Annotated in this window: 22 protein-coding genes and 1 tRNA gene; 2 read left to right on the forward strand and 21 right to left on the reverse strand. The window is 65.8% G+C overall.

Going from position 1 to position 23739, the window contains the following annotated elements:
* Nucleotides 1-397: 397 nt before the first annotated feature.
* The 17 genes from KAJ83_RS11260 to KAJ83_RS11340 form a co-directional block, all read right to left on the reverse strand.
* Entirely contained in the window at nt 398-835 is a 438-nt protein-coding gene (locus KAJ83_RS11260) for a DUF1489 family protein (RefSeq protein WP_210682184.1), read from the reverse strand.
* 46 nt (nt 836-881) lie between these two features.
* A complete protein-coding gene (locus KAJ83_RS11265; protein ID WP_210682185.1) occupies nt 882-1415 on the reverse strand; it encodes a response regulator in 534 nt (177 codons plus the stop codon).
* A 133-nt stretch (nt 1416-1548) separates the two neighbouring features.
* Complete coding sequence (locus tag KAJ83_RS11270; RefSeq protein ID WP_210682186.1) at nt 1549-2454, reverse strand: hydroxymethylglutaryl-CoA lyase; 906 nt, start codon at nt 2452-2454, stop codon at nt 1549-1551.
* Between the two features lie 22 nt (nt 2455-2476).
* Nucleotides 2477-4495, reverse strand: coding sequence for an ATP-binding protein (locus tag KAJ83_RS11275; protein ID WP_343221990.1), 2019 nt, complete (start codon nt 4493-4495; stop codon nt 2477-2479).
* Complete coding sequence (locus tag KAJ83_RS11280; protein WP_210682188.1) at nt 4485-5096, reverse strand: gamma-glutamylcyclotransferase family protein; 612 nt, start codon at nt 5094-5096, stop codon at nt 4485-4487. Before KAJ83_RS11280 ends, KAJ83_RS11275 begins: the two co-directional genes overlap by 11 nt.
* A complete protein-coding gene (locus tag KAJ83_RS11285; RefSeq protein ID WP_343221991.1) occupies nt 5084-5878 on the reverse strand; it encodes an enoyl-CoA hydratase/isomerase family protein in 795 nt (264 codons plus the stop codon). Before KAJ83_RS11285 ends, KAJ83_RS11280 begins: the two co-directional genes overlap by 13 nt.
* Nucleotides 5879-5914: 36 nt before the next feature.
* On the reverse strand, nt 5915-7522 hold the full coding sequence (locus KAJ83_RS11290) for a carboxyl transferase domain-containing protein (RefSeq protein ID WP_210682189.1): 1608 nt from the start codon (nt 7520-7522) through the stop codon (nt 5915-5917).
* Nucleotides 7523-7567: 45 nt separating this feature from the next.
* Entirely contained in the window at nt 7568-9487 is a 1920-nt protein-coding gene (asnB, locus tag KAJ83_RS11295; protein ID WP_210682190.1) for an asparagine synthase (glutamine-hydrolyzing), read from the reverse strand.
* Nucleotides 9488-9492: 5 nt separating this feature from the next.
* Complete coding sequence (locus tag KAJ83_RS11300; RefSeq protein WP_210682191.1) at nt 9493-10452, reverse strand: glycosyltransferase family 2 protein; 960 nt, start codon at nt 10450-10452, stop codon at nt 9493-9495.
* Nucleotides 10446-11039, reverse strand: a complete 594-nt coding sequence (locus KAJ83_RS11305; protein ID WP_210682192.1) for a 2-hydroxychromene-2-carboxylate isomerase — start codon at nt 11037-11039, stop codon at nt 10446-10448. The genes KAJ83_RS11300 and KAJ83_RS11305 overlap by 7 nt, the downstream gene beginning before the upstream one ends.
* Nucleotides 11040-11079: 40 nt before the next feature.
* On the reverse strand, nt 11080-11820 hold the full coding sequence (locus KAJ83_RS11310) for an SDR family oxidoreductase (RefSeq protein WP_210682193.1): 741 nt from the start codon (nt 11818-11820) through the stop codon (nt 11080-11082).
* A gap of 5 nt (nt 11821-11825) precedes the next feature.
* On the reverse strand, nt 11826-12962 hold the full coding sequence (locus tag KAJ83_RS11315) for an acyl-CoA dehydrogenase family protein (RefSeq protein ID WP_210682194.1): 1137 nt from the start codon (nt 12960-12962) through the stop codon (nt 11826-11828).
* Nucleotides 12963-13004: 42 nt separating this feature from the next.
* Nucleotides 13005-13667: an SDR family oxidoreductase gene (locus KAJ83_RS11320; protein WP_210682195.1), complete on the reverse strand. Its 663-nt coding sequence runs from the start codon at nt 13665-13667 to the stop codon at nt 13005-13007.
* 15 nt (nt 13668-13682) lie between these two features.
* Nucleotides 13683-14906 carry an acetyl-CoA C-acyltransferase gene (locus KAJ83_RS11325; protein ID WP_210682196.1) on the reverse strand — a complete coding sequence of 408 codons (1224 nt, stop codon included), beginning with the start codon at nt 14904-14906 and terminating at the stop codon, nt 13683-13685.
* A gap of 70 nt (nt 14907-14976) precedes the next feature.
* Entirely contained in the window at nt 14977-16152 is a 1176-nt protein-coding gene (locus tag KAJ83_RS11330; RefSeq protein ID WP_210682197.1) for an isovaleryl-CoA dehydrogenase, read from the reverse strand.
* A gap of 59 nt (nt 16153-16211) precedes the next feature.
* A complete protein-coding gene (locus KAJ83_RS11335; RefSeq protein WP_210682198.1) occupies nt 16212-16622 on the reverse strand; it encodes a MerR family transcriptional regulator in 411 nt (136 codons plus the stop codon).
* A 455-nt stretch (nt 16623-17077) separates the two neighbouring features.
* On the reverse strand, nt 17078-17734 hold the full coding sequence (locus KAJ83_RS11340; RefSeq protein ID WP_210682199.1) for a hypothetical protein: 657 nt from the start codon (nt 17732-17734) through the stop codon (nt 17078-17080).
* 302 nt (nt 17735-18036) lie between these two features.
* On the opposite strand from KAJ83_RS11340, the gene KAJ83_RS11345 reads away from it, so the two are divergent.
* Nucleotides 18037-18387, forward strand: coding sequence for a DUF6614 family protein (locus KAJ83_RS11345; RefSeq protein ID WP_210682200.1), 351 nt, complete (start codon nt 18037-18039; stop codon nt 18385-18387).
* Between the two features lie 7 nt (nt 18388-18394).
* Here KAJ83_RS11345 and KAJ83_RS11350 read toward each other — a convergent pair whose 3' ends face one another.
* From KAJ83_RS11350 to clpS, 3 genes are all read right to left on the reverse strand, one after another.
* Nucleotides 18395-18838 (reverse strand): nucleoside deaminase, encoded by a 444-nt coding sequence (locus tag KAJ83_RS11350; protein ID WP_210682201.1) that lies wholly within the window; start codon nt 18836-18838, stop codon nt 18395-18397.
* A 13-nt stretch (nt 18839-18851) separates the two neighbouring features.
* Nucleotides 18852-21269, reverse strand: coding sequence for an ATP-dependent Clp protease ATP-binding subunit ClpA (gene clpA, locus KAJ83_RS11355; RefSeq protein ID WP_210682202.1), 2418 nt, complete (start codon nt 21267-21269; stop codon nt 18852-18854).
* A 146-nt stretch (nt 21270-21415) separates the two neighbouring features.
* Complete coding sequence (gene clpS, locus KAJ83_RS11360; RefSeq protein ID WP_210682203.1) at nt 21416-21826, reverse strand: ATP-dependent Clp protease adapter ClpS; 411 nt, start codon at nt 21824-21826, stop codon at nt 21416-21418.
* A gap of 573 nt (nt 21827-22399) precedes the next feature.
* On the opposite strand from clpS, the gene KAJ83_RS11365 reads away from it, so the two are divergent.
* A complete protein-coding gene (locus KAJ83_RS11365) occupies nt 22400-23044 on the forward strand; it encodes a ZinT family metal-binding protein (RefSeq protein WP_210682204.1) in 645 nt (214 codons plus the stop codon).
* Nucleotides 23045-23192: 148 nt separating this feature from the next.
* Here KAJ83_RS11365 and KAJ83_RS11370 read toward each other — a convergent pair.
* Nucleotides 23193-23268 (reverse strand) — tRNA-Thr (locus KAJ83_RS11370).
* Between the last annotated feature and the right edge of the window lie 471 nt (nt 23269-23739).

Raw genomic sequence — 23739 nt, forward strand, 5'->3', positions numbered from 1 at the left:
AACCAGCCCCGAAATACCGAACAGCATCGCCGCCCGCATATCCCTTCCGAATTCTTAACAATGTCCGATAAAGCGAGATAACCCCAAGACACCCGAGGATGCCGACCGGAATTCTCCCGCACCCATGAAACCGGGACCGAAAAGCCCCTACGCCGAACCGATTCGGAACCGGCGCAAGAGTTGATCCTACTCTCATGAGTGAGCCGCTTCAAGTATCAGTCGATACCAGCGACCGTGACGGTGGGCGGTTCCGAACGCTTCGTTTCGGCGCCCCGCCGTCCGTGGATCGGGGATATAAGGGTCACCGCCGGGCGAGGCAAGGATAAATTTCGAAGCGGTCGAGAATTTTTTCCAAGCGCTGGCATGCCGGCCTATCCGACCCCCGGTCCACGCCGCCTCACCAGAGGCCCCGAGCCTTGAGCTCCGCCGTGAGATCGGGCGGCAAGCCCCCTTCGGCCCCATGGGAGACGATATCGGGCGGCGCCTCACCCGGCGTCAGGTATCGCCATCCCTGGAACGGCCGATGCGGCCAGGGTTCCGTCGGCACGAGATCCGCGTCGAGCAGGATTCGGCAAAGGGGTTTCTCGTCCGGGTCCTCGGGGTTCTCCCGCGGAGCGGCCTCGAAGCCGAGCACACGTTGACGCGCGGCCATCTGGCCCCGGATGATCCAATAGAGCGATCCGCCACCATCCAGAATTTCCTGCTGACGGCGCGGCCAGTTCCGAGTTGCGTGCCACAGATGAGCGCCGGGAACGGCGAGGCGGCGCTTTTGCCACGCCTTCAGATCCTCCAGCCGATCCACGCCGACGCAGAGTTTGCGTAAATGAAGCACCATGCCATGTCCGTTAAGTTGTAAGTTGCCGCGCGCCGCCCGCGCGTTTTCAAACATCCAGATAATCGGGTCGTCCCGGATAGCGCGCTCCTTTTATCGGGGTCCCGCGCCGACGTTCCGGACCGGCGAAGGACATCTGGCGTCGCCGCCGATCCGGTCCGAAGAAGCCCGGTGCGCGAACATAGGGTCTCGGATACTCGATCACCGCGGTTATGTGATGATAGAGCCCCCGCGCGGACAGGGGTTTCGAGATCAGTTCCGTCACGCCCGCGTCGCGCGCCTCGATAACGCGTTCCCGCTCCGTATAACCCGTCATCATGATCACCGGCAAATAGGGGTTCGGGCTCGTCCGCTCGGTTCGCAATAGGCGGGTGAAGGTGACGCCATCCATAGGTGCCATCAGGTAATCGACCAAGGCGATGTCGAAATCGGCGCTTTCCAGCACCCGGAAAGCGCCATGCCCCTCGCTCGCATCGGCGATTCGCTTGACGCCAAAAGCCTGCAACATCTGTCGGACGAGATGACGCATGGGGACGTTATCCTCGACCACCAGAAAACCCAGCTTGCCGAGATCATATGCCATGCCGAATCACCGCGTGCGAGCCGTGACGGCCCGGCGCGACGCCCTCCTGCCCGCGATCGTCCCAGCGACCGCCCCGACATCCGTCCTAACCCGGCCCTCGTCCGGGCGCAACCGCCTCAACCGGGCGGTACCCTCATAAAGCCCGCGAGGCGAGTGCCCGAGCGACGCGGGAGGCCGGTTCCCGTTCCAAGCGGTCGGAAATGAAACGGGAAGCAACCATCAATCGGTCGAGATCGACGCCGGTATCGATTCCGGAGCGACCCAGGCTATAGACGACATCCTCGCTGGCGACATTGCCGCTCGCCCCCTTGGCATAGGGACAGCCCCCCAGGCCCGCGACCGAACAATCGAAGGTGCGTACCCCATGATCGTACGCCGCCCAGATATTGGCCAGCGCCTGACCGTACGTATCATGGAAATGCCCGGCGAGCGCCGCGACCGGCACGACGGCGGCGACGGCATCCAGCATCGACGCCGTCTCACGCGGGGTGCCGGTCCCGATCGTATCGCCGAGGGATATCTCATAGCAGCCCATCGCGCGCAGGGCGGCGGCCACCTCCGCGACCGCGGCGGGGTCGATCCGCCCCTCATAGGGGCAGCCGAGAACGCAGGAGATATAGCCACGTACGCGTACGCCCCGATCCGCGGCGGCTTCGCAAACCGGTCGAAATCGGTCGAGCGACTCGGCGATCGAGCAATTGATGTTGCGCCGGGAGAAACTCTCCGAGGCGGCGCCGAAGATCGCGACCTCCTCCGCGCCGACGGCCATCGCGGCCTCGAACCCCTTCAGGTTCGGTGTCAACACGGGATAGGCGACGCCGGGCACCCGGTCGATGCCACGATAGACATCGGCCGAATCCGCCATCTGGGGCACCCATTTGGGGGAGACGAAGCTTCCCGCCTCGACCGCCGCGAAACCGGCCGCGGCCAGCCGGTCGATCAACGCGATCTTCGTTTCGGTGGAAACCTCCACCTTTTCGTTCTGCAAGCCATCGCGCGGCCCCACCTCCACCAAGCGTACGCGATCCTCATCCGCCATGGTCCTGCTCCTCTTCGGGGCGTCAGCCGTCCTCGAAGGTTATCAGCGCCTCACCATCCGCCACCGACTCCCCAACGGCGAAGCGGACCGCCGCGATGGTGCCGTCCTTTGGCGCGCGAATCGTATGCTCCATCTTCATCGCCTCCAGCACCATCAGGGCGGCGCCGGCCGAAACGGCCTCCCCCGCCGCGACATGAACGGCCGTCACCTTGCCGGGCATGGGGGCGACCAGCTTGCCGTCGTCGGTCTCGTCGATCCCTGCGGCGGCGAGCCGATCGATCCGATGAATGCGATGGGTTTCCGCGCCGTCGACAACGGTGACGCTCTCCATCCCCACGGCGACGAAGACGGTGCGCTTGATGCCATCCAACTCGACCGCGAGGCGCCCGTCGGGCCGGCGTTCCGCGCGTGCCTCCATCGTCCCGCCGGGGAGGTCCAGCGAATAGGACCCGTCCGCCCGGTAGCGGCACCGCACCCGCACCTCGCCCGCGCCGGTGTCGTAATGGAGATCGTTGAAGCTCGTATCGTTGAGCCGCCACCCGGTCGAAAGCGCCCAGGGCGACCAGGGGTCGCCGCCCGCCGCCGCCGCGCGGCCCGAAGCCTCCGCCCGTCCCACGATCTCGCCGAGCGCGGCGAGCGCCAGCGCGACCTCCGGCACCGCCGCCCCGGCCGGGTGAATGAGGTCGTCCGCATGTTTCTCGATGAAACCGGTATCGAGGCGCGCGGCCGCGAAGGCCGGATGCCGGACGAGACGCGACAGGAATTCCCGGTTGGTGACGAGGCCCGAGACCTCCGTCGCCTCCAACGCGTCGGCCAGACGGGCCAGCGCCCGGTCCCGGTCCGCGCCGTGGGCGATCAGCTTGGCGATCATCGGATCGTAGTGAACCGTCACCGAATCCCCCTCGACGACGCCGCTGTCGATGCGCAGGCCGGGCCGCCCTTCCGGGAAGCGCAACCGGTCGAGGCGGCCGGTCGCGGGCAGGAAGCCGCCATCCGCGTCCTCGGCATAGAGCCTCGCCTCGACCGCGTGGCCGGTGACGGATATCGCCTCCTGGCGAAGCGGCAGCGGGTCCCCGGCGGCCACGCGCAATTGCCATTCCACGAGATCCTGGCCGGTGATGGCCTCCGTCACCGGATGTTCCACCTGCAGGCGGGTGTTCATCTCCATGAAGAAGAAGTCGGCGGGCGCGCCGTCCTCCGCCGTCTCGGCGATGAATTCCACCGTGCCGGCGCCGCGATAGCCGATGGCGCGGGCGGCATCCGTCGCGGCCTTGCCCATCGCGGCGCGAAGGCTGTCGGGCATGAAGGGCGCCGGCGCCTCCTCGATCACCTTCTGATGGCGCCGCTGGACGGAGCAATCGCGTTCGAAAAGATGCACCGCATTGCCGTGCGCGTCGGCGAAGACCTGCATCTCGATATGACGCGGGCGGGTGACGAAGCGCTCGATCAGCACATGCTCGTCGCCGAAGCTCGCCGCCGCCTCGCGTTTGCACCCGGCGAGCGCGTCGGCGAATTCCGCCGATCCGTCGACACGCCGCATGCCCTTGCCGCCGCCGCCGGCCGATGCCTTGATGAGAAGGGGATAGCCGATCTTCTCCGCCTCGGCGGCGAGGAAATCCGGGTCCTGTTCCTGGCCGTGATAGCCGGGGACGAGGGGCACGCCCGCCTCCGCCATCAGCGCCTTCGCCTGTGATTTCGATCCCATGGCCCGGATCGCGTCCGCCGGCGGGCCGATGAAGGCGATCCCCGCCGCCTCCAGCGCATCGGCGAAATGCGCATTCTCCGACAGGAAACCATAGCCGGGATGAACGGCCTGGACGCCGGTTCGCCGGCATGCCTCCACCAGCCGGTCGATCAGCAGATAACTCTCCCGCGCCGGGGCGGGGCCGAGGCGCACGGCCTCGTTCGCCATGCGGACATGCGGTGCCTGCGCATCCGCGTCGGAGAAGACGGCGACCGTGCCGATCCCCAAACGCTTCGCCGTGCGGATGACGCGGCAGGCGATCTCGCCCCGATTGGCGATCAGGATTCTATCGAACACGACGCACCTCCCGTTTCGCCGCATGCTCCTCATTACCGGCCCCGGCCACGAGGCGCGGATCGTCATCCGCCAGGTCCGGCATAAGCGACATCCAGGCCCGAAGATCCGTCAACGCATGGTCATAGTGCGAGGCTCGCCAGTTCTCGAACGACCAGGGTTCGAAATCGACCATGCCGAAGACGGCGCGGATACGCTCCACATCCGGCACGAAGGCCTCCGCCACCCGCCCGTCGGCCAGCGGGAAATGCTCCAGCCTATATTCGTCCCATTCATACCAGGCGATGCAGGCATGCTCCTCCACGCCCAGATCATGAACCAACAGGCATTCGACCGCCCCGCCCGGTTCCGGAAAGATGCCGGGATAGCCCGCATGGGTCATGATCCGGCCCAGCTTGTGGTCGGGCACGGTGACACGCTCCACCCGCCGTTCGGCGAGCGGACGACCCGTCACCAGTTCGAACACGCGCGCGTCCCGCAAACTGCCGTAGAACAGCTTCGGCAGGCCGTGCGTGAAGACCGCACGATCGAGGAAGGTGCGGTCCGAGCCCTCCGCCCCGTTCGGGTAATATTCGCGGATCGTCTCCCAGCTCAGTTCAGCCATGCCGGTTTCCTCTTCTCCAGGAACGCATTCACCCCCTCCTTGCCCTCGTCGGAGGCGCGCACGCGCGCGATCCGCTCGGCCGTGTCCTCGATCACCGATGCGCTCAATGGCCGGTCGACGGCAAAGATCAGGTCCTTCGCCTCCGCCGACGCCATGGGTCCGGCGGTGAGCGCCGCGTCGATTGCGACCTGCCCGGCCTCGACCAGCGCCGCCTCGTCCGCCACGACCTCATGCAGCAGGCCGAGGCGATGCGCCTCCCCGGCGGAAAACCGCTCCCCCGTCAGGAAATAGCGGCGCGCGGCCCGCTGCCCCATTGCCTTCACCACATAGGGGCTGATCGCCGCCGGAATAAGGCCGAGCTTCACCTCCGAGAGCGCGAAGCTCGCGCGGTCCGTGCCGATCGCGATATCGCAGCAGGAGACGAGCCCGACCCCGCCCCCGAAGGCCGCCCCCTGAACCAGTCCGATCAAGGGCTTGGGCAGGGAATTCATGACATCGAGCAATCCGGCGAGCGCCATGGCGTCCGCCTTGTTCTCGGCCGCGTCATAGCCCGCCATGCGCTTCATCCAGTTGAGGTCCGCGCCGGCGGAAAAGCTCCTGCCCTCGCTCTCCAGCACCACGACGCGGATATCGCCCTCGGCGCCGAGGGCGGCGAAGGCATCCGTCAGGCCCCGAATCAACCCGTCGTCGAAAGCGTTGTGCTTGTCCGGGTTGGTCAGACGAACGCGCGCGACGGGTCCGTCGCGCAGGACGGTGAATTTCCGGCTTTCGGTCTCGGTCACGCGTGACCCTCCTTCCGGTTCGGCGGCATTGCCCCATTACATCCTGAAGAGCCCGAAGCGCGTCGGCTCTATCGGGCGGTTCATCGCCGCGGACAGACCGAGGCCGAGCACCATGCGCGTATCCTTCGGGTCGATCACCCCGTCGTCCCACAGACGCGCGGTCGCGTAATAGGGGTGCCCCTGCTCCTCATACTGCTGGCGGATCGGGTTCATGAAAGACTGCTTGTCGGCGTCGCTCCATTCCTCGCCCTTGGCCTTCATGCCGTCCTCGCGCACGGTGGCCAGCACATTGGCCGCCTGTTCCCCGCCCATGACGGAGATGCGCGCGTTCGGCCACAGCCACAGGAAGCGCGGGTCATAGGCCCGCCCGCACATGCCGTAGTTCCCGGCCCCGAAGCTGCCGCCCAGGATGACGGTGAATTTCGGCACGGCCGTGGTCGCGACGGCGGTAACGAGCTTCGCCCCGTCCTTGGCGATGCCCCCCTGCTCGTATTTCGAGCCCACCATGAAGCCGGTGATGTTCTGCAGGAAGACGAGCGGTATGCCACGCTGGGAACAGAGTTCCACGAAATGCGCGCCCTTCAACGCCGATTCGGAGAAGAGGATACCGTTGTTCGCGACGATCCCCACCGGATAGCCCCACAGCCGCGCGAACCCACAGACGAGCGTGGTGCCGTAGAGTTGCTTGAACTCGTCGAATTCCGATCCGTCGACAATGCGCGCGATCACCTCGCGCACGTCATAGGGTTTCTTGAGGTCGCTCGGCACGATGCCGTATAGCTCATCCGGGTCGAAGGCCGGTTCCTTCGGTTCCGTCACCGTGACGGACGGAGTCTTCGTGCGGTTCAGGTTACCGACGATCCGACGGGCGATGGAAATCGCATGATGGTCGTCCTGGGCATAATGGTCGGTGACGCCGGAGACCCGGCTATGCACGTCCGCGCCGCCCAGATCCTCGGCCGAGACCTCCTCCCCCGTCGCCGCCTTCACCAGCGGCGGACCGCCGAGGAAGATGGTGCCCTGCTCCTTCACGATGATGCTTTCGTCCGACATGGCGGGGACATAGGCGCCGCCCGCGGTGCAGGACCCCATGACGATCGCGATCTGCGGAATGCCCTTGGCCGACATGTTGGCCTGATTGAAGAAGATGCGGCCGAAATGATCGCGGTCGGGAAAGACCTCGTCCTGGTTCGGCAGGTTGGCGCCCCCGCTATCCACCAGATAGAGGCAGGGCAGATTGTTCCGCTCCGCCACTTCCTGCGCGCGCAGATGCTTCTTCACAGTCAGCGGATAATAGGTGCCGCCCTTCACCGTCGCGTCATTGACGACGATCACGCATTCGCGCCCACTGACCCGCCCGACGCCGGTGATGATGCCCGCCGCCGGCACGTCGTCCGCATAGACGCCGTACGCGGCCAGTTGGCTCAACTCCAGGAAAGGCGAGCCCGGATCGAGCAGAGCGCGAATGCGATCGCGCGGCAGCAGCTTGCCACGATCGACATGGCGCTGGCGGGCGCGTTCCCCCCCGCCCTGCTTCGCCGCACGTACTTTCTCCGCGAGGTCGTCGACGAGGGCGGTCATCGCCGCGCGGTTCGCCTCCGCCTCGGGCGTGCGGGGATCGTACTGGGACTTAAGCCGGGTCATGGTCGCTCATGTCCTTCTCTCGGAGGCTCGCGTGGGGCCTGCTAACTAAACCCCCCAATGCTGGCGCCAACTCTGCAGCATCAGCACGGTCCAAAGTTCATTATGCCAGTTGCGTTGCCGTTTCAGATGTTCCTCCCAGACGGCGCGCACGGGCTCGGGATCGATCAGGCCGTCCGCCGCGAGACTGTCGCTGGCGATCAGGCTTTGCGCCCAGTCGCGCAAGGGACCGCGCAGCCAGTCGGCCATCGGCGGCTCGAACCCGCGCTTCGGACGGTCGATCAGTTGCTTGGGCACACGGCGGTCGAGCACCTGGCGCAGCACCCATTTGCCCGTGCCGTCCTTCCATTTATGCTCACTGCCCAGGCTCCAGGCGAAACGCACGATATCCCGGTCCAGAAGCGGCGCGCGCGCCTCCAGCGAGGCCGCCATGCTGGCGCGGTCGATCTTCACCAGCAACTGGTCGGGCAGATAGGTCACGGCGTCGGCCAGCATCAACCGCTGCAGGTCATCATCCAGCGCCGCCCGCCGCGCGCCCGGCGCGAAATAGCCATCGGTCGGCAGCGCCGCCGGGCGATCCCAGATGCGCCAGCGGCTCATCTTCAATTCATAGAGCCGCTCCAGCGAAGGGGCCGAGCGTTCGCTCAACCGGCGCCAGAGTTTGTCGCCGAAGCGGCCGGGCTTGCCCACCCCGCTGGAGATCAGGTTGAGCGGCCCGAAGGGCACCAGCTTCAGCATATTGGCGGATATCGGGCTATCGCGCCGCCACTGCGCCACCGTCTCCCAATAGCGTGGATAGCCGCAAAACAACTCGTCACCACCATCGCCGCTCAACGCCGTCGTCACATGGGCGCGGGTCAGCATCGCCAGCATCATGGTCGGCAGCGCGCTGATATCCGCGAAGGGCTCGTCATAAACGCGCGGCAATTGCGGCACCAGTTCGACCGTACGCGCCGGATCGACATAAAGCTCCGTATGCTCCGTCCCGAGATGGCGGGCGACCTCGCGGGCGAAGGGGGCCTCGTCATAGCGCTTGTCGGTGAAGCCTATGGAGAAGCTGCGCACCGGCCGGTCGGATAATTCCTGCATAAGGGCGGTGACGGCGGAACTATCGATCCCGCCCGACAGGAACGCGCCGAGCGGTACGTCCGCCACCATGCGCCGGCCGATGGACCGCTTCATCAGATGTTCCAGCCGGTCGACGGCCGCGCCCGCGCCGCCCTCGAACGGGGGGGCGCCTTCCGCCTCCGCGATCGGGTCCCAGAAGGCCCCGCGCGTGGCCGACGCCTCGCCGCCGCGATCATCGCCATCAAGGGACAGGGTCACCGTGCCGCCCGGTGGCAGCTTCTCGATCCCGGCGAAAATCGACCGCGGCGCGGGCACATAGCCGTATCGCATGAAACCCGCGACCGCCTCCGGCGCGATGGCGCCCCGGAAATCCGGATGGGCCGCGACTGCCTTCAACTCACTTCCGAAAAGGAAAAGATCGCCGTGCCAACCGAAATAAAGCGGCTTCTCCCCCATCGCGTCGCGGGCGAGGGTCAGCGTCCGTGTCTCCGCATCCCAAAGCGCGAAGGCGAACATCCCGTCGAACCGGGCAAGCGCCGCGTCGAGGCCCCACCGCGCGACCGCGGCCAGCAGCACCTCCGTATCCGAGCGGCCATGCCAGCCACCGACGCCCTCCCCCTCCAACTGGCGGCGGAGGTCCTGGAAATTATAGATCTCGCCATTGAAGACGATGGTATAGCGCCCGCCCGCGCCGGTCATGGGCTGCGCGCCCTCGGGGCTCAAATCCTGGATCGCCAACCGTCGGAATCCGAGGGCAAGGCCAAGTTCCGGCGCCACCCACTGCCCCGCGTCGTCCGGGCCGCGATGGGTCAACGCATCGGCCATGCCGGTTACCTCGGCGATCAGGCGATCGCGCGGACGCCCTCTCTTCCGGTCGATGAAGCCGGCGATTCCGCACATCGCGCCTAGCCCACCCGATGGCCCGCGACGCGGTCGTCGGCGGTCTCGAAGACGCGGCCGCATCGCGCGATGAAATCGGCATGGTCGCCCAGGATCGGCAGCCAAGCGCGTGCCTGACGCCAGAACACCGGGTGGAACAACCAGAAGGGCCGCTCCGTGCGGTGCAGATACTTCCACGCCCGATAGGCCATGCGCTTCGCCGCATATTGCTTCAGCCGCCAGGGCGTATCCGGATAATCCCGCAGGAAATAGGCAAGCGAATGGGTCACGCGCTGAAGCTGACGCCCCTCGTTGTTGCTGAGCCGCCCGGCCACCGCATCCGGCAGATAGGCGACCGGCGCATCCAGCCGGAGCAGCGGCCACCGCCGCGCGAGCCGCATGGTCAGGGCGTATTCCTGGCTGAAGACGATCCGTTCGTCGCACCCGCCGACCGCGACCAACGCCGCGCGCCGCGCCATGAACTGGGTCGGGTTGAAGAGGGAATTGGCCATCGCGCGCCGCAGGGCCCGGTCCACCCGCCGCGCGGGCGGCGGCGACAGCGCCCCGTCGAGGTCGAGGGCCGCCCGGTCCGTGAACCGCTCCGCCCGGCCAAAGGCGAGGCAGGCCGCGCCATCCGCCTCCAACGCCGCCATGAGTATCCGCGTCGCATCGGCGTGCAGCAGATCGTCGGCGTCCACGAACTTCACATAGGCCCGGTCCGCCAGCGCGATGCCGACATTCGTCGCGACGGCGGAGCCCGCATTCGCCTGCGTCTCGACCACCGTATCCGGCCAATCACGTGTCACGTCGCGCAGAATCGTCAGCGACTCGTCGGTGGAGCCGTCATCGACGAAGACATACTGCCGCGCGAAATCGCCCCGTTGGGCCGCGATGCGGGACAGCACATCCTCCAGCCACGGCGCCTTGTTATAGACGGGCACGACGAAGCTGACGCCCGGCTTCTCCGTCGGCGCGCGCTCTACCATCCGCCCGTCTCCAACCATCGCTCCAGCATCTCCAGTCGGTCGGCACCCCAGAAGGGTTCGCCGTCCACGATCATATAGGGCGCGCCGCAGACACCGGCCGCGATCGCGGCCTCCGTCTCATCGGCAAGGCGCCGCTTCACCTCCGGGTCGCGCAGCGCCGCCTCCGCCGCCGCGCGATCGAGCCCGAATTCCTCCGCGACATCCAGCGTCACCCTCGCCTCATGCAGGGTCCTACCCTCGGCGAAGGATGCGCGAAAGAGGGCATGGCTCAATGCCGGACGTTTCTCCGCCCCCACCCAATAGGCCAGGCGCGCCGCATTGACCGACAGGAACGGAAAACGCCCGGGCCATACGAAGGGAATATCCATAAGCCGCGCCGTGCGCTCGATATCGCGCCGTGAATAATCCGACTTCAACGGAATTGTGGTGAGCGGCCCGGCCCCCGTCCGCTTGAAGACGATGCCGAGCAGGAACGGCCGCCAGTCGACCGCACGGCCGTGCCGCGCCGCGATCGCTTCGATCCGTTCGGAGGCGAGATAGGCGTACGGGCTTGAGAATTCATAATAGAAGGCGATGGGACCGGTCATCGGGACACTCCGGGAAATCGCGGCGCGACGGTCGGGCGCTTCACGCCCACCCTCCGGCGACCGGCAGGACATGGCCGCTGACGAAACCGCATTTGTCGGAGGCGAAGAAGGCGACGAGCTCCGCGACCTCCCGCGGCGCGCCTAATCGGCCGAGCGGTATGTTCTTCAGGATCTTCGCGCGCGCCGCCTCGTCGGCCAGCAATTCCTCCGGGAAATAGGTCGGGCTCTCCACGAAGTTCGGCGCGATCGCGTTGACCAGGATGTTGTCGCGCGCAAGCTCACGGGCGAGGCTCTTGACCATCGCGTTCTGGGCACCGCGCGCGGTCGCGTACATGCCGTAATTCGGCAGGCCGACCAGCGGCGCCGCCGACGTGACGAACAGCAGACGCCCGCCCCCCGCCGCCCGCATCGCCGGCACGAGTTTCCCGGCCAGCGCGAAGGGGCGAACCACCAACGCCTCCAGCCCGTCGCGCATGTCGCCCGCCTCGGCCTCGGCGACCGGCGCGCGGATGGCGGGGAAACCGTCATTGCTGACCAGCACGTCGACGCGGCCCTCGAACCGCTCCAATGCCTCGGCGGCGAGCACGTCCGGCTCGGTCGAGGCGGCGGCGAGGAAGCTCGGATTCTCCGCCTCGAAGGCCGCGCGCTTTTCCGGATCGGCGAAGCCGGGATCGCTCGCCAGGACCCGCGCGCCCTCCGCCGCCAGGGTTTCGGCCACGGGCCGGCCGACGAATTCTTCCAGCCCCGTGACCACGATATTCCTGTTCGCGAGCGATACCATCCCCGTCACCCCGCCAGCATCTGGCGGGCGATCACGAGCTTTTGGATATCACTCGTCCCCTCATAAATCTTGCAGACGCGGACATCGCGATAGATCCGCTCGACCGGATAGTCGTTCACATAGCCGTAACCGCCCAGCGTCTGGATCGCGTCGGAGACCACCTCCTCCGCCATCTCGGAGGCATAGAGCTTCGCCATCGACGCTTCCCGCAGGCAGGGTTCGCCCGCGTCGCGCAGGCTCGCGGCATGCAGGACCATCTGGCGCGCGACCTCCACTTTCGTCGCCATCTCCGCCAGCCGGAAGCCGACGGCCTGATGCTCGGCGATCGGCCGGCCCATGCTGGTCCGTTCCCGGGCATAGTCGAGCGCGCAGTCGAGCGCCGCACGCGCCATGCCGATCGCCTGGGCGGCGATGCCGATGCGCCCGCCCTCCAGATTGGCGAGCGCGATGCGATAGCCCTGCCCTTCCTCGCCCAACAGCAGATCGGGCGTCAGCTCCAGATCCTCGAACACGATCTGGCAGGTATCGGAGGCTTTCTGGCCGAGCTTCCTCTCGACGCTCGCGACGTGATAGCCCTTGCTGCCGGTCGGCACGACGAAGGCGCTGATGCCCTTCTTCCCGGCCTCCGGGTCGGTAACGGCGAAGACGATCGCGACATCCGCGTTGGAGCCGGAGGTGATGAACTGCTTCGTGCCGTCGAGGCGCCATTTATTGCCCTCGCGCACGGCGCGCGTACGGATGGCGGAGGCGTCTGAGCCCGCATGCGGCTCCGTCAGGCAGAAGCAGCCTAGCATCTCCCCCTTCGCCAAGGGGCGCAGGAACCGCTCCTTCTGCTCGTCCGTGCCGAAGGTCAGGACCGGCATGCAGGCGACGGAGTTGTGGACGGCCATTATGGTGGAGGTGCTGCCGTCGCCGGCCGCGATTTCCTCCAGCGCCAGCGCGGTGGAAACATAGTCGGCCCCCGCGCCGTCCCATTCCGGCGGCACCAGCATGCCCATCAGGCCAAGAGGGCCCATCGCCGCCAACGCTTCCTTCGGAAAGCGGCTTTCCCGGTCCCAGCCGGCCGCATGGGGGGCGAGTTCGCGCGCCGCGAAATCCCGCGCCATATCGCGGATCATGGTTTGCTCTTCGCTCAGGATCATCGCGCGCGCATCCTCTCCTCAACGCACTATGGACGGGACGGATCACCAGGGAAATTCCGACCCGTCGTAACTCAGGAATCGGCCCGTGTGCTCCATGGTGAAGCCGTCGAGCACGCGTTTCATGCCGGTAACGCTGGTGGCGACGTCGATGGCGGCCGCCTCGCCCCCCATGTCGGTGCGCACCCAGCCCGGATGGATCAGGCAGCAGGCGATGCCGAGCGGCCGGACATCATGCTTGAGGCAAGTGACCGCCATGTTGAGCGCGGCCTTGGAGGACCGGTAGGCATAGGCGCCGCTGGGGTCGCGGCCTATGGAGGCCATCATGGTGCTGGTGAAGGCCATGATGCGGCGATCCGACGCCGCCACGTTCCCGCTGAGCGCGGCCGCCAGCCGCACGGGCGCGAGGCAGTTCACATGCATCGCCTCCAGCCAGCGCGCATAGCTCAATGTATCGAGCCCCTGGCCCTTATCCGGATAAATGCCGGCATTGTTCCAGAGCAGATCGACCGGCCTGTCACCCAGCGTCCGTTTCGCCGCCTCCACATCGTCGGGATCGGCGACATCCAGGGCCAGCGTCTCGCAATCCAGACCCGCCCCATCGGGATCGCGGCAGGCGGCGATGACATCCCAACCGTCCGCCATGTACTGCGTCACGATCTCCCGGCCGATACCGCGATTGGCGCCCGTCACGAGCACTGTGGGCATGGGCTTCCTCTCTCCTCAACCGATGGTCTCGATGGCGAGGGCCGTGGCCTCGCCCCCGCCGATACACAGCGAGGCCATCCCCCGCCGCGCGCCGGCGCGCTTCATGGCGTTCAACAGCGTCACCACGATCCGCGCGCCGGACGCGCCGATCGGATGACCCAAGGCGCAGGCCCCACCGTTCACATTGACGATATCGTGAGGCAGCGACAATTCCTTCATCGCCGCCATGGTGACGACGGCGAAGGCCTCGTTCACCTCGTAAAGATCGACATCCCCCGCCTTCCAGCCGGCCCGCTCCAGCGCGCGTTTCATCGCGCCGACGGGCGCGGTGGTGAACCATTTGGGTTCCTGGGCGTTGGTCGCGTGCGCGCGGATCGCGGCCAGCGGGGTCAGCCCGCGCTTTTCCGCCTCGCTCATCCGCATCAGCACCAGCGCCGCGCCCCCGTCGGAGATCGAACTGGAATTGGCCGGCGTTACCGTGCCGTCCTTGCGGAAGGCGGGCTTCAACTGCGGAATCTTGTCGGGCCGCGCGCTCTTGGGCTGCTCGTCCTCGGCGACTTCCTGCTCTCCCTTGCGGGTCCTGAGCGTGACGGGCGTGATCTCGTCGGCGAAGGCACCGCTTTCCATCGCCTTGCGGGCGCGGTTCAGACTCTCGATCGCGAATCCGTCCTGCGCCTCGCGGCTGAACTGATAGTGCGCGGCGCAATCCTCCGCGAAGGTGCCCATCAACCGGCCCTTGTCGTAGGCATCCTCCAGCCCGTCGAGGAACATATGGTCGATCACCTCGCCATGGCCGAGGCGCAGACCCGCCCGCGCCTTGGGCAGGAGATAGGGGGCGTTGGTCATGCTCTCCATGCCGCCGGCCACCATGATCGCGTTCGTGTCCGCCTTGATCAGATCGTGCGCCAGCATCGCCGCCTTCATGCCGGAGCCGCACATCTTATTGATCGTCGTGCAGCCGACGCCGAGCGGCAGGCCCGCGCCGAGGCTCGCCTGCCGCGCGGGCGCCTGGCCCTGCCCCGCCGGCAGGACATTGCCCATGATGACTTCCTGGACATCCTCGGGCGCCAGGCCGGCGCGCGCGACCGCCGCCCGGATCGCGGCCGCGCCAAGCTCCGCCGCGCTCGCGTCCTTCAGATCGCCCATAAGCCCGCCCATGGCGGTGCGCGCCGCGCCGACGATGACGATCGCGTCGTCCGGGCTGCCGGCATTGTCGCTGTGCTGGGTGTCGGTGCTCATCCGTGCTTGTCCTTTCCCGCCGGCCCCGCCGGCCGTTTCCGCGCGTACTTTCCCATTCGGTGTGATCGGCTCAGGCGCTTTCCTGGAACAGTTCGCGGCCGATCAGCATGCGGCGGATCTCGCTCGTCCCAGCCCCGATCTCATAGAGCTTGGCGTCGCGCAGCAGGCGGCCCGTCGGATAATCATTGATATAGCCATTGCCGCCCAGCACCTGGATCGCCTCCAGCGCCATCCAGGTCGCCTTTTCCGCCGAATAGAGGATCGCGCCGGCCGCGTCCTTGCGCGTCGTCTCGCCCCGGTCGCAAGCCTTGCCGACGGTATAAACATAGGCCCGCGCGGCATTCATGATGGTGTACATGTCGGCGAGCTTTCCCTGCATCAGCTGAAACTCGCCGATCGGCTGGCCGAACTGCTTGCGCTCATGAACATAGGGCACAACCACATCCATGCAGGCCTGCATGATGCCGGTCGGCCCGCCGGAGAGCACCGCGCGTTCATAGTCGAGGCCGCTCATCAGCACATTGACGCCGCGCCCGACCGCGCCCAGCACGTTCTCCGCCGGGACCTCGCATTCCTCGAAGACCAATTCGCCGGTATGGCTGCCGCGCATGCCGAGCTTGTCGAGCTTTTGCGCGACGGAGAAGCCCTTCATCCCCTTCTCGATCAGGAAGGCGGTGATGCCCTTCGCCCCGGCCTCCGGGTCCGTCTTGGCATAGACGACGAGGGTATCCGCATCCGGCCCGTTGGTGATCCACATCTTGGAGCCGTTCAGGATGTAGCGATCGCCCTTCTTCTCGGCCTTCAGCTTCATGGAGACGACGTCGGACCCCGCGCCCGGCTCCGACATGGCGAGCGCGCCGATATGCTCGCCCGAAATCAGTTTGGGCAGATATTTGCGCTTCTGCTCCTCCGTGCCGTTGCGCCGGATCTGGTTGACGCAGAGGTTGGAGTGCGCGCCGTAGCTGAGCCCGACCGAGGCGGAAGCGCGGCTGATCTCCTCCATCGCGACGATATGTTCGAGGTAGCCGAGCCCCGTTCCGCCATATTCCTCCTCGACCGTGAGGCCGAGCAGGCCGAGATCGCCCATCTTGCGCCAGAGATCCATCGGGAATTGGTCGCTGCTGTCGATCTCCGCCGCGCGCGGGGCGATCTCGTCGGCGGCGAACGCCGCGACGCTGTCGCGCAGCATGTCGGCGGTCTCGCCCAGGTCGAAATTGAGCGTCGGATACTGGTTGGAAATCGTCATGCGTTCCTCGCCTATTCCTCGCCATGTCGCGGCCCCGCGTCCGGGCCCGCCTTTATTGTCTATCGTCCATCCGTGCGGCCAAGCTCCCGCAGGCGGCGGCGGCAATTGCCCTCCACCTCCGCCAATTCGTCGAGCGTCAGCGCGATATCGCGCCGCTTCTGTTCAAGCTCCGCGCGCCGTTCCGCGATCTTCTCCAGGAAATGGTCGAGCTGCCCGGCCTCGCCCGGCTCCCGGTCGTAGAGGTCGATGATCTCGCGAATTTCGGCCAAGGTGAAGCCCAACCGCTTGCCCCGCAGGATCAGCTTGAGGCGCACCCGGTCGCGCGGGTGATAGAGACGGTGCTGTCCCTGACGCTCCGGCGCGATCATGCCCTCCGCCTCGTAGAAGCGGATGGCGCGCGTGGTCACGCCGAACTCCCGCGCGAGTTCCGCGATGGTCCAGGCCGCGCGCTCGGCCAGCAATTCGCTCATCGGCGGCGTCCTCCTCGCAAGGTCTGGCGGCGGTCGGGAAGGGGGAGGAGCGAACGGACGGCGGATTCGGCCGTTCTTCCCGCTCGACTTCCCACGGCAACGCCCTCCCACAGCTTCAGCCCGCTAACTCCCCGTGCACGATTCCGTATCATTCGGGTGACGCACGATCCCGTATCATTCGGATGGCGTCATTTTCACGAAGGCACGCTATTTAACGTTTACGTAAACGTCAATCATATGAAATCAGAAAGCGCATCACGTCGCGAAAGCCCCGACTTTTCGCGAATACCGAGGTCGAGCGAGGAAAACGCGTCCCGACACGCACGTAACCGGCCCCGCCGGGATAGCCTTCACGCACGACCACAGGCCGCACCGACCATCACGGCCGGTTTCTGGTCTTTATCGATCGAGAATACCGTCAAATGGCTAATTCGGCACAGCGTGACACTGCAGAATCACGGGAAAATCAGACTTCGTTTCCGATGAAAGAAACCCACATGCCCTCCCATCACCGACTGTCCCAACCGCACAACCGTGCCGCTTGGACCTGAACCAGCTCCAGTGGAACGCACGATGCAGTAGCAGCCGACTTGCCATAAATAGCCATCGAAAACGCACAGGAACTGATAGGTCGGGGTGCTGGTGGGCCAACTGGCTCCCTGTTCGGCAACACTCCAATAGGTGCTGTCGCTCATCCGAAACACCCGGGTTTCCTGAGCGGTCAGGGCCGGCATGCCTTGACCATTCCTGTCATGATAGAAGACATAAGTACTGTTTTGATGCTGATACCTTACCTCCAGGGCGCAGCCGGTCATTTCCGTGGTGATGGCGATCGTCCCGGATGGCACGTTCGCGGGAACGGCGATGCTTGAAGCATTTCCCGCGTAAGGGAAAAAATAATCCGAACCACCTTGTGGCGCTGGCGTCATCCGCAACAGACAGGCGCCCGCGACATCGCCGGTCTCGGAAATCGAGCAGCTAGTGGATTGCCTGAAGGACGGTGTATCCAAGCAATAGGTGTAATTGCCCATGGCCGACGCGGGCGTCGCGCGCAACGCATTGAGGCGCGCACCCAAGGCCGGTCTCGATTGCCCGAAAAGGAAATTCAGCAAGGCCGTCCCCCTCCCGTGCCCTTTCGGGAATCAAACCACGATTCCTTGAGGAGGCTCGCACAAAAATGCGCCAATCACCCGCCATGAGAAATCCGGCCGATCCATGCCGCGCGATAGAAACCGAGCGGCAGGAACAAACCGTCGGCAGGATGCCGATTGAGCGTCCGTGATTAGGGGAATGTCCGGCATCCCCGCCCCCACCCTGTTGTCGCCCGTCCTGGTGTCGGCCACCCTGTTGCCGGTTCCGCCGGGCTGGGGCACTCTTCCTCCGTCCGCGCCGTATCGAGCGAAGAGAGCCCGCGATGGATATCTATCAGGGATGGTTCACATTGAAGGACGATGTGCGCGACGTCGATTTCGCGGACCGCTTCACGGCCTATATGGAGCGCTTGAAGGCCGACGGCGCGATTCTCGGCTGGCGGCTGATGCGCCGCAAGCTGGGCCTCGGTCCGGATTTCCTGCATGAATTCCATTTCATGGTGGAAACCGACGGCCTCGCCCAATTGGACGAAGCCTTCCGGGTCGTCTCCACCCGCGCGGGCGAACACGAGGCGCTGCATCACTGCGTCAATTCCTGCGTGGAGCAGGTATTCTTCGCGCTCTATCGCGATTTCCCAGACCCGCAGCGCGTACGCGGGGAGGAGCGCTTCTGAAGCACCCCTATTCCTCCGCGATATCCTCGTTCCATAGCGCCGGTTTCTCCGCGATGAAACGGCGCATCAGGTCCATGGAAGGGGTGTGGGGGATCACCTCCACCACCACGCCCTGGCTTTCCAGGAAGGGGACATTGCCGGTGAAGTTCTCCACGTCGCCGATGACGACATGGGGAATGCCGAACTGCACGATGGTACCGGAACACATCATGCAGGGGCTGAGACTGGTATAGAGCACCGTGTCGCGATAGCTCGCCCGGCGCCCGGCATTCTGAAGGCAATCCATCTCCCCATGCAGGATGGGGCTGCCCTTCTGGACACGCTGATTGTGCCCCTCCCCCAGCACGGTGCCGGAGGAAGCGACGAGGACGGACCCGATCGGGAGCCCGCCCTCGTCATAGCTCTTCCTGGCCTGGGCATAGGCCGCGTCCAGGAATGGCGCGTGATCCATCGCGGCCCCCGCCTTACCGTCCCTCGACCGGCGCCGGGTCCTTGCCGCCGGCGGGCGTGCCGCCCTCGTCGTCGCCGGAACCGTCGGAGGAATCAGCGGTATCGGTGGCGGGCGGCGCGGCCTTCTTGGCACTGCTCTTCTTGGCCGTGCTCTTCTTCGCCGTTCCGGTTTCCGGGAAGGCGAATTTGAGCGTATCGCCTTCCTTATCCAGATCGACCAGGACGGACCCGCCGTTCGAGAGCTTGCCGAACAACAACTCCTCCGCCAGCGGACGCTTGATCCGTTCCTGAATCACGCGGGCAAGCGGGCGGGCGCCATAATTCTCGTCATAGCCCTTGCGGCCGAGCCACTCGCGCGCCTCGTCCGTCAGTTCGATCGCGACATCGCGATCGGCGAGCTGGGTTTCGAGTTGGATGACGAACTTGTCCACGACGCGCCCGATCACGTCCTGCGACAGCGGGGCGAAGGGAATGACCGCGTCCAGCCGGTTGCGGAACTCCGGCGTGAACATCTTCTCGATCGCTTCGGTATCGTCGCCCTCGCGCTTCGAACTGCCGAAGCCGATGGCCGGCTTGGCAAGTTCCGTCGCGCCCGCGTTCGTGGTCATGATCAGCACCACATTGCGGAAATCGACCGTCTTGCCGTTGTTGTCGGTCAGCTTCCCGTAATCCATCACCTGCAACAGGATGTTGAAGAGATCCGGGTGCGCCTTCTCGATCTCGTCCAGCAGCAGCACGCAATGCGGCGTCTGGTCGATCGCGTCGGTGAGCAGCCCGCCCTGGTCGAAGCCGACATAGCCCGGCGGCGCGCCGATCAGGCGGCTGACGGTGTGACGCTCCATATATTCAGACATGTCGAAGCGCTTGAGCTCGATCCCCATGGAGCGGGCGAGCTGCCGCGCGACTTCCGTCTTGCCGACGCCGGTCGGGCCGGAGAAGAGATAGGAGCCGATCGGCTTGTCCGGCTCCCGCAGCCCGGCGCGGCTGAGCTTGATCGCGGCCGACAACGCCTCGATGGCCTTGTCCTGGCCGTAGACCATGGTCCGCAGTTCACCCTCCAGGTTCTTCAGCGCGGTCCGGTCGTCCCGGCTGACCTGCTTCGGTGGGATGCGGGCGATCTTGGCGACGATACCCTCGACGTCGCGCGGCCCGATCTGCTTCTTGCGCTTCGAATCCGGCAGCAGCATCTGCGAGGCACCGACCTCGTCGATCACGTCGATCGCCTTGTCCGGCAATTTCCGGTCGTTGATATAACGCGCCGACAGTTCCACCGCCGTCTTGATCGCATCCTGGGTGTATTTGACCTTGTGATGCTCCTCGTAATAGGGCTTCAGGCCGATCAGGATCTTGATCGCGTCGGCGATGCTCGGCTCGTTAACGTCGATCTTCTGGAAGCGCCGCGCGAGCGCGCGGTCCTTCTCGAAATGACCGCGGAACTCCTTATAGGTGGTCGAGCCGATGCAGCGCAGCGTGCCGGAGGCCAGGGCCGGCTTCAGCAGGTTGGAGGCGTCCATCGCCCCCCCGGTCGTGGCGCCGGCGCCGATCACGGTGTGAATCTCGTCGATGAAGAGAATGGCGCCCTCGGTGGCCTCCAACTCCTTCATCACGGCCTTCAAGCGCTCTTCGAAATCACCGCGATAGCGCGTGCCGGCCAGCAGCGCGCCCATGTCGAGCGCGAAGATGGTGCAATCCTCCAGCACCTTCGGCACGTCCTTCTCGACAATCCGCTTGGCCAGCCCTTCCGCGATCGCGGTCTTGCCGACACCGGGGTCGCCGACCAGCAGCGGATTGTTCTTGGTCCGCCGGCAGAGAATCTGGATCACCCGCTCGACCTCCTGGGCCCGGCCGATCAGCGGATCGATCTTGCCGCCGGCCGCCTTGGTGTTGAGGTCGATGCAATAGGCGTCCAGCGCCTCGTGCCCGTCCTTGTTCACCTCGTCGGACTTGGCGCCCTCCTCGGTGCCGGACGGCGCCTTCTTCTCCGGCGCGTCATGGCCGGGGACCTTGGCGATGCCGTGGCTGATATAATTCACCGCGTCGAAGCGGGTCATGTCCTGGAGTTGCAGGAAATAGACCGCGTGGCTCTCTCGCTCCGAGAAGATGGCGATCAGCACGTTGGCGCCCGTCACCTCCTCCCGGCCGGAACTCTGAACATGGATCGCGGCGCGCTGCAGGACCCGCTGGAAACCGGCCGTCGGTTTCGGGTCCTCGGTCAGCACGGTGACCAGGTTGGAGAGATCGTTGTCGAGATATTCGGTAACGTCGGCTCGAAGCTTCTCCATATCGACGCCGCAGGCGCGCATCACGGCGACCGAATCCTGATCCTCGGTCAGCGAAAGCAGCAGATGCTCTAGCGTCGCATATTCGTGATTGCGCGTGCTGGCATAAGCGAGAGCGCGGTGCAGGGTCTCTTCGAGCGTCTTGGACAGCATGGGCCGCCTCTATCCTTTCTGGCCGGCGACAGGGTGGGCGCCGACCTTCATGCAAGCGGTTCGGATCGGTAAAGCGTAGGGCCGCATCGCCCCGGGCCGCAAGCCCTTCGCGCGCGTCCCGTCCGATCCATCACTCAACCGTCGCCTCACGCATCCTTCTCCAGCGTGCATTGCAACGGATGTCCTTCCTTTCGCGCGGTGTCCATCACCTGGGTGACCTTGGTCTCGGCCACCTCGTAGGTATAGACGCCGCATATGCCCACCCCCCGATGATGGACATGCAACATGATCTGCGTCGCCTCGTCGCGGGTCTTGGAGAAGAAACGCTCCAACACATAAACGACGAATTCCATCGGTGTGTAATCGTCGTTCAGCATCAAGACCTTATACATCGAAGGCTTCTTCGTCTTCGGTTTGGTCTTGGTGACGACGGCTCCCCCGGGCCCGGTCGGCGCGCGGGGGTCGTCCACGCCCTCGTCATCGCCGGCGCGCACGATCAAGGTGCTGACGGCGATCGGAAGAGGGCGCGGGCAGTCGCGGTGCGGTCTCTCGGTCATATCGTCCCGTTCGATGATCCCGCTGGAAAGGTCCCGTCGGCCGGCGAAAGACCTTCCAGCCTCAGGCTAGCCATGTGAGGGTAATATTGTGCGACGCGGTTGGGAAGGGAAGGGCGTACGGACAAAGAATTCCTTCCCGCGAGCCGGGGTGCGCGCGCCGCCCCCCTGGCACGTCCCGGCCGGGGACACGAACAGGCCACGTTCCCTCCTTCCCGCCTCCTCTCGAAGTCTGGGTTCCCCTGTGAGCCGGCGATCACCTTCCTTCCGGGACGCCGGAATCATGGCGCGCGCGGCGCGCGACGAGGCGAACGTCAGGACGAGAATATCCAGGCCGGCAGCACGATCCGCCCCTCCCATGCCCACGCCTTGATCGCGATTCGGCGCGCCGGCACCGGAAACGATACGCAATCGGTTCTAGCCCGCGAAGCACTCCGCCACCCGGCATATTCACCCCGCTTCGACGGAGGGCAATGCGCCTATTGCCATAACGCGCGTCCCCCATTAAGCAGAATACGTTATGTAATAACATAACATTCACCATGCAAGACATCCCCTCTGACGATGGAGAACCACATGAGAAGGACGGTCACCGGTTTCCTGGGCGCGCTCGCGGCCAGCGCATTGCTCGCCATCGCGGCGCCAGTGCTCGCGCAATCCGCCAATGATGGGCACGAGCACGGTTCCGACGATATCTACAGGGGCTATTTCGACGATGACCAGATCGCGAGTCGCCCTCTCTCGAACTGGGAAGGCGACTGGCAGTCGGTCTATCCCTATCTGCTGGACGGGACGCTCGACGCGGTGATGGCGCACAAGGCCACGCACGGCGAGAAGACCGCCGAGGAATACCGCGCCTATTACGAGGTCGGATACGAAACCGATGTCGACCGCATCGTGATCGACGGCGACAGCGTCACCTTCTTCGGGCCGGACGAACCGGTTCAGGGACGGTACGAGGATGACGGCTACGAGGTGCTGACTTACAAGGCCGGCAACCGCGGCGTCCGCTTCATCTTCAAGAAGGTCGGCGGCGACGAGGAAGCGCCGGCGTTCATCCAGTTCAGCGACCATCGCATCGCGCCCGCCAAGGCGGATCACTATCACCTGTATTGGGGGGGCGACCGCGCCGCGCTTCTGGACGAGGTAACGAACTGGCCGACCTACTACCCCTCCGAACTGAGCGCGGATCAGATCGTGGAGGAGATGCTGGCGCACTGAGCCCAGCGGACAAGTCCCATGCCAACCTTGAAGGCATGACATCGGGATGCGCCGGGCATGGAGCCCGGCGCTCCCTCGCCACAGAGGCGCGCCATCGGGCACATGCCCCTTAACAAGCAAAAAGCCCCGGTTTCCCGGGGCTTTTTGGTGGTGCTGCAGGGCGGATTCGAACCGCCGACCTCGCCCTTACCAAGGGCGCGCTCTACCGCTGGAGCTACTGCAGCTCGAATGGCAAAGGAGGGGCGTACGCGCCACATCCCCCGATGCGCGGCGGTGTATGCCATAGGGGGTCGCGGGCTGCAAGCGGGTCGTGCCCGGAAATGCGCACCCCCCGCCCAGCATATATTCGCCCTTGCCCCGGCGCGTATCCGCCCTTGATTGACCGTGCGCCGACGCCCGGTATAGTGGCGCGCGCTGAACATCGGGGCACGAAAGGTGACCGCTCCCGTCTCATCGGACGGGCCTCTTCCGGACGCCCCGCAGCAAAGATACGCGCGCCATCAAGAGGTCGATCGAAAGGATGAGCCCCGCCGACCGCCCAACCACCCGCGGGTCCGGGAAATCCGGCGCCGGTCAACCGGCATCGGACCCGGCGACGGACCGTCTGGCCGCGAAGCTGCGCGAAAATCTCGCGCGGCGGAAGGCCCAGCAGCGGGCACGCCGCGACACGGCGGATGACGGTGGGCGGAACGAGC

Source organism: Marivibrio halodurans (assembly GCF_017963645.1).
Classification (GTDB): Bacteria; Pseudomonadota; Alphaproteobacteria; order UBA8366; family Aestuariispiraceae; genus Marivibrio; species Marivibrio halodurans.